This window comes from Parasphingomonas puruogangriensis (assembly GCF_036663635.1).
In the GTDB taxonomy this organism is placed as follows: Bacteria; Pseudomonadota; Alphaproteobacteria; order Sphingomonadales; family Sphingomonadaceae; genus Sphingomonas.
This window is the reverse complement of sequence record NZ_JAXOJI010000004.1, coordinates 372,613-387,010: the sequence shown is the minus strand read 5'-3', so window position 1 is coordinate 387,010 and position 14,398 is coordinate 372,613. Positions and strand designations below refer to the sequence as shown.

13 protein-coding genes are annotated in these 14,398 nt (G+C 66.1%); 10 read left to right on the top strand and 3 right to left on the bottom strand.

Annotated features, from left to right (window positions below):
• Window positions 1-139: 139 nt before the first annotated feature.
• The 10 genes from ligD (at window position 140) to U1739_RS12865 (ending at window position 11,184) form a co-directional block, all read left to right on the top strand.
• Window positions 140-2,638: a DNA ligase D gene (gene ligD, locus U1739_RS12905; RefSeq protein WP_332708662.1), complete on the top strand. Its 2,499-nt coding sequence runs from the start codon at window positions 140-142 to the stop codon at window positions 2,636-2,638.
• Between the two features lie 165 nt (window positions 2,639-2,803).
• Window positions 2,804-5,287: a circularly permuted type 2 ATP-grasp protein gene (locus tag U1739_RS12900; protein WP_332708660.1), complete on the top strand. Its 2,484-nt coding sequence runs from the start codon at window positions 2,804-2,806 to the stop codon at window positions 5,285-5,287.
• 148 nt (window positions 5,288-5,435) lie between these two features.
• Entirely contained in the window at window positions 5,436-6,314 is an 879-nt protein-coding gene (locus U1739_RS12895) for a transglutaminase family protein (RefSeq protein ID WP_332708657.1), read from the top strand.
• 194 nt (window positions 6,315-6,508) lie between these two features.
• Window positions 6,509-7,435 (top strand): DnaJ C-terminal domain-containing protein, encoded by a 927-nt coding sequence (locus U1739_RS12890; RefSeq protein ID WP_332708655.1) that lies wholly within the window; start codon window positions 6,509-6,511, stop codon window positions 7,433-7,435.
• A gap of 6 nt (window positions 7,436-7,441) precedes the next feature.
• Window positions 7,442-8,395 (top strand): YihY/virulence factor BrkB family protein, encoded by a 954-nt coding sequence (locus U1739_RS12885; RefSeq protein ID WP_332708653.1) that lies wholly within the window; start codon window positions 7,442-7,444, stop codon window positions 8,393-8,395.
• Window positions 8,396-8,416: 21 nt separating this feature from the next.
• Entirely contained in the window at window positions 8,417-9,220 is an 804-nt protein-coding gene (gene fabI / locus U1739_RS12880; RefSeq protein WP_332708651.1) for an enoyl-ACP reductase FabI, read from the top strand.
• 81 nt (window positions 9,221-9,301) lie between these two features.
• Window positions 9,302-9,466 carry a DUF4160 domain-containing protein gene (locus tag U1739_RS21190; RefSeq protein WP_443025556.1) on the top strand — a complete coding sequence of 55 codons (165 nt, stop codon included), beginning with the start codon at window positions 9,302-9,304 and terminating at the stop codon, window positions 9,464-9,466.
• Window positions 9,450-9,704, top strand: coding sequence for a DUF2442 domain-containing protein (locus U1739_RS12875; RefSeq protein ID WP_332708649.1), 255 nt, complete (start codon window positions 9,450-9,452; stop codon window positions 9,702-9,704). The genes U1739_RS21190 and U1739_RS12875 overlap by 17 nt, the downstream gene beginning before the upstream one ends.
• A complete protein-coding gene (gene aroC, locus U1739_RS12870) occupies window positions 9,701-10,768 on the top strand; it encodes a chorismate synthase (RefSeq protein WP_332708647.1) in 1,068 nt (355 codons plus the stop codon). The genes U1739_RS12875 and aroC overlap by 4 nt, the downstream gene beginning before the upstream one ends.
• A 110-nt stretch (window positions 10,769-10,878) precedes the next feature.
• Window positions 10,879-11,184 (top strand): hypothetical protein, encoded by a 306-nt coding sequence (locus U1739_RS12865; RefSeq protein ID WP_332708645.1) that lies wholly within the window; start codon window positions 10,879-10,881, stop codon window positions 11,182-11,184.
• A gap of 54 nt (window positions 11,185-11,238) precedes the next feature.
• Here U1739_RS12865 and U1739_RS12860 read toward each other — a convergent pair whose 3' ends face one another.
• The 3 genes from U1739_RS12860 to U1739_RS12850 form a co-directional block, all read right to left on the bottom strand.
• Window positions 11,239-12,528 (bottom strand): adenylosuccinate synthase, encoded by a 1,290-nt coding sequence (locus U1739_RS12860; protein ID WP_332708643.1) that lies wholly within the window; start codon window positions 12,526-12,528, stop codon window positions 11,239-11,241.
• A 125-nt stretch (window positions 12,529-12,653) separates the two neighbouring features.
• Entirely contained in the window at window positions 12,654-13,175 is a 522-nt protein-coding gene (locus tag U1739_RS12855) for a DUF1993 domain-containing protein (RefSeq protein ID WP_332708641.1), read from the bottom strand.
• A 79-nt stretch (window positions 13,176-13,254) separates the two neighbouring features.
• Complete coding sequence (locus tag U1739_RS12850) at window positions 13,255-14,358, bottom strand: ATP phosphoribosyltransferase regulatory subunit (protein WP_332708639.1); 1,104 nt, start codon at window positions 14,356-14,358, stop codon at window positions 13,255-13,257.
• Window positions 14,359-14,398 lie beyond the last annotated feature (40 nt).

The window sequence follows — 14,398 nt, the reverse complement described above, 5'->3', positions numbered from 1 at the left end:
GGACGTCCGCCCGCCCCTACCCGTCACCCCAGCGGAAGCTGGGGTCTCAAGCGGCTGGCGCGGGACGTTCCCCCGTGAGATCCCAGCTTTCGCTGGCATCACGGGTGCGAATGGTATGACGGTTGTGAGGCGCTAGAGCATGGCTGACGCTCAGGATCCGCTCGCACTCTACAACGCCAAGCGCGACTTCGCCAAAACCGCTGAGCCGGCCGGGACGCTCGACCCCGGGCATGGCAACAGCTTCATGGTGCAGAAGCATGACGCCAGCCGCCTGCACTGGGATTTCCGGCTGGAGATCGACGGCGTCCTGAAAAGCTGGGCGGTCACGCGCGGGCCGAGCAGCGATCCCGGGCAGAAGCGGCTCGCAGTACGCACCGAGGATCACCCACTCTCCTACGCCACGTTCGAGGGGACGATCCCCAAGGGCGAATATGGCGGCGGCACGGTAATGCTATGGGATCGCGGCACCTGGTCGCCGATCAAGGGCAAGAGCGCCAAGGATCTGGACAAGGGCCATCTGCACTTCGTGCTGGATGGCGAGCGGATGAAGGGCGAGTGGCTGCTGATCCGGCTGAAACCGCGCGGGAAGGAGAAAGGCGAGAATTGGCTGCTGCGCAAGATCGACGATGCCGAGGCGGGCGGGACCGATGCGCTGGTGGAGACCGGGCTGACCAGCGTTGCCACGGGCCGCACGATGGTCGAAATCGCCGAGGGGAAGAAGGCCAAATTCTCCCCGGCACGGGGAGGTGGCGCGCGTAGCGCGACGAAGGGGGCTCTCCCCAAGCGCAGCGTTGCCGGCCCGCCCCCTCCACCGCTTCGCGGTCCCCCTCCCCGTGCCAGGGAGGAATTCAGGGAACCGCAGCTCTGCACCCTGGTCGATACCGTCCCGACCGGCAGCCAATGGCTGCACGAAGTGAAATATGACGGCTATCGCGCGCTGATCGCGGTCGCCAAGGGCAAGGCCAGGGTGTTCACCCGCTCGGGGCTCGACTGGACCGACAAGTTCCAGGCCATTGCCGACGCCGCCGCCAAGCTGCCCGTGAAATCCGCGCTGATCGACGGCGAGATCGTCGCGTTCAAGAACGGCAAGCCGGATTTCTCGACGCTGAAGGATGCAATCTCCGCTGGAGGCGACATGACGCTGTTCGCGTTCGACCTGCTGTCGCTCGACGGCGAGGACACCAGCCCGCTGCCCAATATCCAGCGCAAGGAGCGACTCCGCCCGCTGATCGACGGGGCCGATGCGCGGCTGCAATATTCCGAGCATATCACCGGTTCGGGCGAGCAATTGTTCGAGACGATGTGCCGTGAGGGCTATGAGGGCGTGGTCTCGAAGCTTGCTGATGCGCCGTATCGCGGCAGCCGCACCAAGAACTGGCTCAAGATCAAGTGTATCCAACGCCAGGAATTCGTCATCGTCGGCTGGACGCCGAGCGAGAAATCGCGCGGCTTCAAGGCGCTGCTGCTTGGCGTCAACACGCCGGATGGATATCGCTATGCCGGCAAGGTCGGCACCGGCTTTAGCGGCGAATTGATGATGGACCTGCTCGATCGCCTGAAGAAGATCGAGCGCAAGACGGCAACCGTCGAGGCGCCCAAGGCGGCGGTGCGCGGCGCGCATTGGGTAACGCCGCGATTGGTCGCCGAAGTCGCCTATGCCGAGGTGACGCCGGACGGCGTGCTCCGCCACTCGAGCTTCATCGGTCTGCGCGAAGACAAGGCGGCGAGCGAAGTGGTGGCCGAAAAGCCGGCCGCGGCCGCGCCGCAAGCGCCCGAAATCCATGTGAAGGTCAGCAGCCGCGAACGGCTGATCTTTCCGGATTCGGATGTCAGCAAGGGCGAGCTGGCGGATTATTATGCCGCCGTCTCCGCCATCATGCTGCCCTGGGCAGCCAAGCGCCCGATCAGTCTGGTGCGCTGCCCGCAGGGGCGCGGCAAACGCTGCTTCTTCCAGAAGCATGATGCCGGCGTGTTCGGCGAGCATGTCCACCAGGTGCCGATCCTGGAGAAGGACGGATCGACCGCGGACTATCTGTACGTCGAGGATGCCGATGGGCTGGTGATGTGCGTGCAGATGGGCACGATCGAGTTTCATGGCTGGGGATCGTCGGTGGCGACGCTGGAGCAGCCGGACCGGATGGTGTTCGATCTCGATCCCGACGAGGAACTCGATTTCGCGGTGGTCAAGAAGGCGGCCGAGGATCTGAAGGAGCATCTCGCCGAGATGGGGCTGGTCAGCTACCCGATGCTGTCTGGCGGCAAGGGAGTGCACGTCGTTGTGCCTCTGCAACCCGACGCCAAATGGCCGGCGGTGAAGGATTTCGCCGATCGCTTCGCCCGCGCGATGGAGGGGGCGGAGCCCGAGCGGTTCGTCGCCAACATGTCCAAGGCCAAGCGCAAGGGCCGCATCTTCATCGATTATCTGCGCAACCAGCGCGGCAGCACCGCGGTATTGCCGTTTTCGGCGCGGGCGCGGAGCGGCGCGCCGGTGGCGGCGCCGGTGTCGTGGACCGAATTGCGCGAGATCGAGAATGCGCATCGCTGGGGCGTGCGCGATGCGGCGGAACTGATCGAGCGGGCCAATTCGCGGGAATTGGCGGGCTGGGGTTTCGCGGCCCAGGTGTTGCCCGATCTATAACGTCATCCCGGTCTTGACCCGGGATCCTGCTTCTCCTCTTCCGACAGTGGATGAAGAAGCTGGGCCCCGGATCACGTCCGGGGTGACATAGGTATCCACCTTTCGCGTGTTGCGCCCGCGAAGGGTTTGTGGTCGGGTCCGCGCCAGCATTTCCGGGAACCTTCTGTGGCCAGCCTACCCGCCCCTTCCCTGCTCGATACAGGCATCCGCGCGCAGCGCTGGATCGCCGATTATTGCCGGCAGCCGCTGCACGGCGATGTCCTCTGTTCGACCCCGGACGACCCCGCCTGGACCGCAATGTTCGAAGAGCTGGCGGCGGTCGCCGGCGATGGTCTCGGCCATGCGCGCGAACGGGTGCAGCGCCACGCCGAGGATATCGGCACCGGCTTCCGCATCATCGGCGAGAGTGACGAGCGGCCCTGGCCGGTCTCCCCCGTCCCCCTGTTGATCGGGGCCGAAGAATGGGCCGGCATCGCGGCGGGCGTGACGCAACGCGCCGACTTGCTGGAAACCATCCTCGCCGATCTCTATGGCGAGGCGACGTTGGTGTCGCGCGGGCTGATCCCAGCCGCCCTGGTCGGCGGATCGCCCTATTTCCTGCGCCCGATGGTGGGATTGCAACCACCCGGCGGACACCATCTGCAGTTCATTGCAGTCGATCTGGGGCGGGGCCCCACCGGCGAGTGGCGCGTCCTGGGCGATCATCTGCGCGGCCCGACCGGCGCCGGCTATGCGCTGGAGAACCGGCTGGCGGTATCGCGGACGCTTGGCGGCCTGCAATCGCGGCTCAACGTCGAGCGTCACGCGCCCTTCTTCGCCGCCTTCCGCGATGGCCTCGCCGCCGCCTGCCGTCGCGTCGAGCCGCGCATCGGGCTCCTCACGCCGGGCCGATACAGCGCAAGCTATACCGAACAGGCGCATCTCGCGCGCTATCTCGGGCTGTTGCTGGTCGAGGGCGATGATCTCGCCGTGCTCGAGGACCGGCTGTATGTCCGCACGATCGGCGGGCTCAAGCGCATCGACGCGCTGTGGCGGCGCACCGATCCGCGCATGCTCGATCCGCTGGCGTTCGATTCGCATTCGCGCATCGGCGTGCCCGGGCTGATCGACGCGATGGCGGCGGGCGAGGTAGTGATCGCCAACGCGCCGGGCGCCGGCGTGCTCGAATCCGCCGCGTTCGGCGCGTTCCTGCCCGCGCTGGCCATGCGGCTGACCGGGCGTGACCTGATCCTGCCCAACATCGCGACTTGGTGGTGCGGGCAGGACAATGCCCATGCAACGGTACGCGAGGATTTCGACGCCTTGCTGATCGGCCCGGCGTTCGGCGTCGCGCCGCTCGGCCTCCCCGGTGGCGTGCCGCAGCATGGATCCGACATTACCGGCGAGGCGCGCGCGCAACTGCTCGCGGACATGACGCGCCGGCCGGAAGATTATGTCGGGCAGGAAGTCGTCCGCCTGTCGACCATGCCGGTCGTCGCCGAAGACAAGCTCGTCGCGCGCCCTTTCACCCTGCGCGTATTTGCCGCGCGTGGGTGCGACGGCGGCTGGACGATCATGCCGGGCGGCTTCGCCCGCATCGGCGACGACAGCGATCCCCGCGCCAACGTGATGGGCGAAGGCAGTTGGTCGGCCGATGTCGTGATCCACGGGTCGCAAGCGGTCGAGCAGGTCTCGCTGCTGCCTGCGACCGACTCCGTGCATATCCGCCGCAACCCCGGCACGCTGCCGAGCCGCGTCGCGGACAATTTCTTCTGGCTCGGCCGCTATCTTGAGCGCGGCGAGGCGCTGCTTGGCGTGATCCGGGTAATGTTGGGCAATTCGATCGATGCCGATGCCGGCGCGGCGTTGGGATCGGCGACGGTCGGCAAATTGGTCGGGCTGGTGGTCAATGCCGGCGCCGCGTCGCATCCCCCTTCCCTGCGGCGCAGCGACCTGACGCAATTCGCGCGTACCGCGATGGAAGCCGAAGACGACTATAGCAGCGTGCGCTGGCTTAACCGCATGGCGCGCGGGATCGGCCAGGGCTCGCGCGATCGGCTGTCGGCCGATGTCGTACGGCTGCTCGACGCGCCGATGCCGGTGCGCGGCGGGATGCTCGATCGTGCCGGATCGTTGCAGCGCCGCTATGCTGCGCTGTCGGGGCTGGCGGCCGAGCATATGGGCCGCACCGCCGCATGGCGTTTTCACGATCTCGGCCGGCGCATCGAACGCGCTCTGGTGGTGACGCGGGCGGTGCGGGCGTTCGGCCTGGCTGGAGCGAGCGCGGACGATCTGTCGACCCTGCTCGACCTGGCGGACAGCCAGATCAGCTATCGCCAGCGATACCTCACCGGCATTGCTCGCGTGCCGGTGGTCGATCTGGTCGCGCTCGATCCCGGCAATCCGCGCGCACTCGCCTTCCAGATCGAAGCGATTTGCGGGCATATGAAGGCGCTGCCGGTGCTCGGCGACGACGGGATGGACGAGCCGCAGCAGGCGCACGCCGCCGGATTGGTGGCGATCGTCTCCACCGCGACCGCGGCAGGGCTGAACGAGGACATGCTCGGCGATATCGAGCGCCGGCTGTTCGCCCTTTCGGACGCCGTGGCGCGCCGCTATTTCCTGCAGGGCGCCGAGCCGCTTCGCGCGGCTGGGATGACCCTGGCGTGAGTCACTGTCTTCCTTACATCGTCATCCTGAACTCGTTTCAGGATCCAGGCGCGGTCATCCGCCTCACGGATACGGTCAATGGGGCTATGGGCCGCGCCTGGATCCTGAAACAAGTTCAGGATGACGGATTGGGTTTTAGGGCGGCCGCATGATCTACGACATCCGCCACATTACGCGCTTCGATTACGGCCGCCAGGTCGATTTCGCGCGCTGCAACCTGCGCCTCAAGCCGATCCACTGGTCGGGCCAGACCTTGCAGGACTATCACCTCACGGTCTCCCCCTCCGGCCGCACCTCGCCCGCGCGCGCCGAGGCGGGACTAGCCAACGTGACCCGGCTGGTGATCGAGGAGCCGGTGCGGCATCTCGTGATCGAAAGCGTGTCGCGTATCCTGATCGACCGTCCGGTGCCGATGCCCTCCGCCACCGACCCAACGCTGGCCGAGATCGCCGCCGCCGCACGCATCAGCCGCGATCCATCGGCCGCCGGCCCCGCAGCCTATCTCTTCCCCTCCCCGCTGATCCCGCTCGACCGCGATATCGCCGATTGGTGCGCGCAGGAACTGAGCCCCGACCGGCCGTGCCTCGACGCGGCCTTGGGGCTCGCGCGCCGCATTCAAAGCGAATTCGCCTTCGATACCGAGGCCACTCTGGTCGATACCCCCCCGCACGACGCCTTCGTCAAACGCGGCGGCGTGTGCCAGGATTTCGCCCAGATCATGATCACGGGCTTACGCGCCGCCGGCCTGCCCGCCGCCTATGCCTCGGGCTATATCCGCACGTTGCCGCCGCCGGGCCAGGAACGGCTGGTCGGCGCGGATGCGACGCACGCCTGGGTGTTGTTGTGGTGCGGCGAAGCGCTCGGCTGGGTCGGCGTCGACCCGACCAACGGCATCTGGATGGCGGGCGATCATATCGTCATGGCGATCGGCCGCGATTATGCCGAAATCGCACCGATCGACGGTGTGGTGCTGGGTTCGGGCGCACAAAAGATGGAGGTGAGTGTCGACGTCGCGCCGGTGTCGTAATTCCCTCTCCCTTTGGGAGAGGGAGGGAGCGCGAAGCGCGGAAGGGTGAGGGTGAACAGGCATCGTCGCCCTCACCCTTCCCACTTGGCTACGCCAAGCGGGCCCCTTCCCTCTCCCGACAGGAGAGGGAGTTTATTGCACTCCCAGGCGCGATCCCCCAAATAGACTTTACACCAACCGACCAGAGGAAACACGTGGCCGATCCCTACAAAACGCTTGGCGTCGAACGCACCGCCAGCGAGGCCGACATCAAGAAGGCGTATCGCAAGCTCGCCAAGGAACTGCATCCCGACCGCAACAAGGACAATCCCAAGGCGACCGAACGGTTCAGCCAGGCGACCCAGGCCTATGATCTGCTCAGCGACAAGGACAAGCGCGCGCGCTTCGATCGCGGCGAAATCGACGGCGACGGCAATCCGGCCGCGCCGTTCGGCTTCGGCCAGGGCGGTAGCGGCGGCGCGCCGGGTGGGTTCCGTGGCACCGATTTCGGCAACGGCCAGAGCGCCGACGTCAACGATCTGTTCGAAGGCCTGTTCGGTGGCGGGCAGCGCGGCGGGTTTACCGGCGGGTTTGGCGGGTTCGGGCGCAAGCCGCCGCCGCCCAAGGGCGGCAATGTCGCCTATAAATTGAATGTGCCGTTCGTCGATGCGGCGACGCTCAGCGCGCAGCGCGTGACGCTGGCCGATGGCAAGACAATCGATCTCAAACTGCCTGTCGGGTTCGAGCAGGGCCAGCAGATGCGGCTGGCTGGCAAAGGCGATCCCGGCCCCGGCGGCAATGGCGACGGTATCGTCACGATCAACGTCCAGTCGCACCGCTTCTTCACGCGCGATGGCGACGACGTGCGGCTCGATCTGTCGGTGACCTTGGCCGAAGCGGTGCTTGGCGCTGGCGTGCCGGTGCCGACGGTCGACGGCGCGGTGAAGCTCACCGTTCCCGCTGGATCGACCTCGGGCAAGACGCTCCGGCTGCGCGGTCGCGGCTTCCACCGCAAGGATGGCACGCGCGGCGATCAACTCGTCACCTTGCTGGTCGATTTGCCGGCCAAGGATGAGGCGCTGGCTGAATTCGTCCGCGGCTGGGAAGACCAACGGAACCCGCGCGCCAATCTGGGCGTCTGACCGCATGTGACCGACATTACGCCCGCTTCGCCCGAACATCGTGCCCTTCATGGCGAGGCGGGGGCCGATCCCGACGCCGCACCGCCGGTCGTCAAGCCGTTCGCCATTGCTTGGCGGACGTTCAAGCGCGCCGGGATCGGCGTCTATACTAACGGATTCATGTATGCCGGGAACCTCGCTTACCTCACCTTGATGACGGTGTTCCCGTTCTTCATCGTTGCCGCGGCCGTGCTGTCGCTGTTCGGGCAGAGCGAAGAGACGCAGCGCGCGGTCAGTTCCTTCCTCCACGTCCTGCCGCCCGATGTCGGCGATTTGCTGCGCAAGCCGATCAGCGACGTGCTCAAGGCGCGCACCGGATCGCTCTTATGGTTCGGCGCGCTAGTGGGATTGTGGACCGTCGGCAGCTTCGTCGAGACGATCCGCGACATTTTCCGCAAGGCGTACGGCACGGTCAGCAGCTCGCCGATGTGGCGCGCGCGGCTCGGGCTCAGCCTGGCGATCGTCGTGTCGGTGATCCTCGCGCTAATCTCGTTCGTGATTCAGGGCATTCTGGTCGCCGCCGAGCAGTTCATCTATCGCTTGTTGCCCTTCGCCGAGGGCCTCGCGGGGTGGATCGGCCTGTCGCGGATCATCCCCGGGCTGGTCATGTTCGGTGCACTCTACATGCTGTTCTATTCGGTCACCCCGTCCAAATATCGCTACACCAATTGCCCCAAATGGCCAGGCGCGCTGTTCACCGCCGGCTGGTGGGTGAGTATGACTGCCGGCCTGCCTTTCGCCCTGGGCCTGCTCGGCGGCTATGATCTGACCTATGGCAGCCTGGCGGGTGTCGTCGTCATGCTGCTGTTCTTCTATCTCATCGGACTCGGGCTCGTTTTCGGCGCCTATCTCAACGCGGCACTGGCGGAACCCCCCGAACCCAGCGTACAGAGCCCGGCTACGAATGCCCCGATGGGCTAGAGTGCGGAAGGCGGCGACGGCGTGAATGGATTGATGCAAGGCAAGCGCGGGCTGATCATGGGGCTCGCCAACGACAAGTCGCTCGCTTGGGGGATCGCCCAGAAGCTGGCCGAACATGGCGCGGAACTGGCGTTCAGCTTTCAGGGCGAGGCGCTCGAAAAGCGCGTGCGGCCCTTGGCGGCGCAACTCGGCCAGGACTTCCTGATCCCCTGCGACGTATCTGACATGGCCGATCTCGACGCTTGTTTCGCGACGCTTGCCGGACGCTGGCCGACGATCGACTTCGTCGTCCACGCGATCGGCTTTTCCGACAAGAATGAGCTACGCGGCGGCTATGTCGATACCAGCCTCGACAATTTCCTGATGACCATGAACATCTCGGTCTATTCGTTCGTCGCCGTCGCCAAGCGCGCCGCGGCGATGATGCCGGATGGCGGATCGCTGCTGACGCTGAGCTATTACGGCGCCGAGAAGGTCATCCCGCATTACAACGTGATGGGCGTGGCCAAGGCCGCACTGGAGACCAGCGTGCAATATCTCGCGGTCGATCTCGGCCGCGACAATATTCGCGTCAACGCGATCTCCGCCGGCCCGATCAAGACGCTGGCGGCCAGCGGGATCGGCGACTTCCGCCTGATCCTGAAGTGGAACGAACTCAATTCGCCGTTGAAGCGCAACGTGACGATCGACGATGTCGGCGGCGCCGGGCTGTATCTGCTGAGCGACCTGGCGAGCGGAGTGACCGGCGAGACGCATCATGTCGATGCGGGGTATAACGTGATCGGCATGAAGGCGGAGGACGCCCCGGATATCGCCCTGGTGTGATGCGATGTCGCTGGTTTTCAAAGATTGTGGCTTTCGCTTCCACTTCTTCTCGTTTGAAGGCAGCCCCCGGAGCCGGTTCACATCCACGTCAAGGGCAATGGCAGCGACGCCAAGTTCTGGGTTGGTGACGAAATCGAGTTGGCCTACAATCGCGGCCTGAACAGCCGCGATCTCGCGATCGTCGCGCTCATCATCCGGGCTCGACGAACAGAAATCCAGGAAGCTTGGCATGGACACTTTCGTTAGCCCCACCGCCGTCCGATTCGATGAGTCGACGATGTGGGTCGATCTGTCGGACGGGCGCGTATTGGGCATGCCGCTGGCGTGGTATCCAAGGCTGTTCGGCGCAACGACCGAGGCGTTGAACGCCGTAGAACTGTGGCCCTCCGGGCTACATTGGGATGAACTCGACGAAGACCTGTCCATTGCTGGAATGCTTGCCGGCGTGGGTGCGCACGGTAGTCGGCGCTCGGTCGCCGCATGAGCTTCAACACGTTCGGTCGCGTTTTCCGGTTCACTACTTGGGGCGAAAGCCACGGCCCCGCATTGGGCGCCGTCGTCGATGGCTGCCCTCCGGGGCTCCACCTCAGCGAAGCGGAGATCCAGCCGTTCCTCGACAAGCGCCGCCCCGGCACATCGCGCTTCACCACGCAGCGACAGGAGCCGGATCAGGTGCGCATCCTCTCCGGCGTGTTCGAAGGACGCAGCACCGGCACCCCGATCAGCCTGATGATCGAGAATGTCGATCAGCGCTCGAAAGACTATTCCGAAGTCGCGCTGGCCTATCGCCCCGGCCATGCCGATTACGCCTATGACGCCAAATATGGCTTCCGCGATTATCGCGGGGGCGGACGCTCCTCGGCGCGTGAGACGGCGGCGCGGGTCGCCGCCGGCGCAGTGGCGCGGCTGGTCATTCCAGAGGTCCAAATCCGCGCCTGGGTCGAGGCGATCGGCGGCGACGCGATCGATCCGACCAATTTCGATGCCGAGCAGATCGACCAGAACCCGTTCTTCTGCCCCGATGCCGTTGCGGCGCAGCGCTGGGAGGCGATGATCGATGCCGCGCGTAAAAGCGGCTCCTCGCTCGGCGCCGTGATCGCCTGCGAAGCAATCGGCGTGCCGGCCGGCTGGGGGGCGCCGCTCTACGCCAAGCTCGATAGCGAACTGGCCGCGGGATGTATGAGCATCAACGCGGTCAAGGGCGTAGAGATCGGCGACGGCTTCGCGGCCGCGGCGTCACGCGGCGAAGACAATGCCGACGCCATGCGGCCGGGTGCGGACGGCCCGCAATTCCTCGCCAATCATGCTGGCGGCATTGCCGGTGGTATTTCCACCGGCCAGCCGGTGACGCTGCGCGTCGCGTTCAAGCCGACCAGTTCGATCCTCACTCCGGTCGAGACTATCACGCGTGATGGTACAGCGACCGAAATCATGACCAAGGGACGGCATGATCCGTGCGTTGGGATCCGCGGTGTGCCCGTAGTTGAGGCGATGGTCGCGCTGGTATTGGCCGACCAGAAACTGCTGCACCGGGCACAATGCGGCTGAAAGGCGGCATATCGGGGGCCAACTGTTGTTTGCGAAAGACGAAGTGAGCGTCTTTTCTTCCATGACGCGCGTTCTTTCCTCGACCTGATTAAGCAGGACAGGAGAGACGTATGTATATCAAGACCCTGATCGGCGTTGCCGCACTTGGCCTTTCGACAGCAGCGCTCGCGCAGGCCACCGCGCCGATGCAGGCGCCGACCCAGACGCCGCCGGTGACCACCGCGCCACCCGCGCCGCTACCGGGTGACACGACGACGACCACGACCGGCACGACCACCATGACAGCGCCGGCCGATCCGGCAGCGCCGGCCACCGAGACGACGACGGTCGATTCCGCGACCACCACGACGACGGCGGAGCCAACGACCACGACGGACGATCAGCCCACCACCAAGAAGAAAAAGAAGCCGCGCTAAGCTCGGCTGCGCCAAACAAAAAGGGCCGCGACGCAAGTCGCGGCCCTTGTCGTGTCAGTCGGCGAACGGATCGCGCACCAGGATCGTGTCGTCACGCTCGGGGCTGGTCGAGACCAGGGCCACCGGGCAGCGGATCAATTCCTCGATCCGGCGGATATATTTGATCGCCTGCCCCGGCAGGTCAGCCCAGCTACGCGCGCCAGCGGTCGATTCGTGCCAGCCCTTCATCGTCTCGTAGATCGGCACCACTTTCGCCTGGTCTGCCGCATGAGACGGGAAATAATCTAGCGTCTCGCCGTCCAGCGTATAGCCGGTGCAGATGCGGATCTCGTCGAACCCGTCGAGCACGTCGATCTTGGTCAGCGCGATCCCGGTGATGCCGCCGACCGCCGCCGATTGCCGCACCAGCACCGCATCGAACCAACCACAGCGCCGCTTGCGCCCGGTGACTGTGCCGAATTCATGCCCACGCTGCCCGAGCCGCTCGCCGGTCTCGTCCTCGAGTTCGGTGGGGAACGGCCCGGAACCGACCCGCGTGGTGTACGCTTTGGTGATGCCGAGCACGAAACCAACCGCGCTCGGCCCGAGGCCCGATCCGCCCGCCGCCGTGCCGGAGATCGTGTTGGACGAGGTTACGAACGGATACGTGCCATGGTCGACATCGAGCAGCACGCCCTGCGCGCCTTCGAACAGGATGCGCTTGCCCGCCGCACGCAGCGCATTGAGATCGCGCCACACAGGCTTGGCGAATTGCAGCACGTAAGCAGCGATCTCGCGCAGTTCCTCGACCAAGGCCGCGCGATCGATCGGCGGCTCGCCGAACCCGGCGCGCAGCGCATCGTGATGCGCGGTCAGCCGGTCGAGCTGCGCATCGAGCGCATCGAGGTGCGCCAGGTCGCACACCCGGATCGCCCGCCGCCCCACCTTGTCCTCATAGGCTGGCCCGATGCCGCGCCGCGTCGTGCCGATCTTGCCCGCGCCCGAAGCGTCTTCGCGCAGCGAATCGAGATCGCGATGGAACGGCAGGATCAACGCGCAATTGTCGGCGATCATCAGCGTGTCGGGCGTAATTGATACGCCCTGCCCAGCCAATTTCTCGATCTCCGCCTTCAGCGCCCAGGGATCGAGCACCACGCCATTGCCGATCACCGAGGGCGTACCGCGCACGATGCCCGACGGCAGCAGTGAGAGTTTATAGACCTTCTCGCCGACGACGAGCGTGTGGCCGGCATTGTGCCCGCCCTGGAAGCGCACCACGACATCGGCCCGCTCGGCGAGCCAGTCGACGATCTTGCCCTTGCCCTCATCGCCCCATTGGGCGCCGATCACTGCTACGTTCGCCAAGGTCTTAGCACCCACTGTTACATTTTCGGTGCAGCCCTAATGCGCAGCGCGCGGGTGGTCCATGTTTATTGCAGCGACCTGCCGGGAGGCGGGGGCCAGACCTCTGGCCGCCCGCCCGGTCGGCGTTAGCGCTTCATCCTCGGCATGCCGAGAAAATCGCGCTTGCCGAGCTTTACGCCCTGCGCCCGCAGGATTGCATAGGCGGTGCTAGCGTGGAAATAGAAGTTGGGCTGCGAAAAGGAGAGCAGGAAATTCGCGCCGGTGAACGGCAGCCTGGTTTCCCCGAAGGCAAATTGCGTATCGCCTTCTGCCAGCGCATCGACCGCATCCCGGTCCAGCGCGTTGAGACTGGCAACGGCCGTCTGCACGACGCCGTGCAGACCGGCAAAGTCGGTTGGCCACGGCGCCATGTCGGGCGAGAAACTCCCCGCCTGCACGCCTTCGATGCCGCCGACGGAATGCACCGCGCAGGACTTCACCTGGTAGCCGAAGGGCAGCATGTCGGGCGCCAGGCGCGTGTCGATCAGATCCGCTTCCGCCGCGCCGCGTTCGGCGCAAAAGGCGGCGGCCTTGTCAAGCAAGGCATCGACCGCCGCCAATATCTGTAGGTTCGACGGCACCACGGCATCATAAAGCGAAAACGGCATCATCTTGCTCCCCATTGTTCGGCGCCAGCTATGTCGCAGCACCGCGATCCCGTCCATGCCGCGCGTAGCGGCCCCGCGTTCAGCGCGGGCGCGCCGCGCCGTCATCGAGCACATCGGTGCACAGCTGAGCCTCAGGCGTATCGCCCGCTTCCAGCGCCGCGACAGTGACCCAACCCTCGGCCCGCTTGGCGGCGGCTAGCGCCGGATCCGTCCCCAGCGGCACGAACAACCGGCGGCGCTCGATATCGCCGATCCCGGCCGCGACGATCGCGTCGGCAAACAGCGAAAAGCCCACCGCCGCCTCCTCCGCACCATTCTCGTGCACGATCGTATAGCTGCCGCCCCGCCCGATCTCGCCGCGCACGCCGTCGGCGAAGATCGAGAAGCCGAGCCAGGTCTGATATTCGAAGCCGTGCCGCTCGGTCGGGTCGAGCGTCAGCGCGACGCGGCCGCGCACGCTTTCGGCGATGCGCCACAGGCCATCAAGCCGCGAGGTCAGCGCGCCCTTCGCATCCAAGGCGCAGAGCCGGTCATGCGCCATGTCGAACGGCCCCGCCGCCTCAATCAGCGGCAGATAGGCCGGGGCGAGCTCGGCCACGCCGCCGGCATCCTTGGCGTCTAGGCGATCGCGCACCTGAGGGATCAGCGCCGCGTCGAGTGGCATCGGCCCGGCCGCAAGCGTGGCGACCAGATCGGGCAAGGTGAAATCGATCGACAGGCCGGTGACGCCGGCGGCCTCGAGCGCCTCGACCGCGACCCGCACGATTTCCACGGCGGCCGCGACCGTATCGAGCCCGATCAGTTCGCAGCCGATCTGGCGTAGTTCGCGCTCGGGGCTAAGCTGCGAGGCGCGCAGCTTGAGCACCGGGCCGGCATAGGACAAGCGCACCGGGCGCGGGTGATGCCCCATGCGGGTGGCGGCGATGCGGCCGATCTGCGCGGTCATGTCGGGGCGGATGGCAAGCGTCGCCTGGCTCACCGGATCGACGAAGCGCACCGCATCCTGCGCGCGGGCGGCCTTAAGCCTGCCGGCGAGCCCGGATTCGAATTCGGCCAGCGCCGGATCGGCGCGCTCATAGCCATGAGCATAGGCAGCGCCGAGAATCGCCGCCTCCAGCCGCGCGGCGGCATCGGCGAACGGTGGCAGGCGGTCTCGAAAACCTTCGGGGAGTAGAGCTGTCATATGCGAAGCCTATGGCAAAGCGCAGTCCATCCGACCAGCC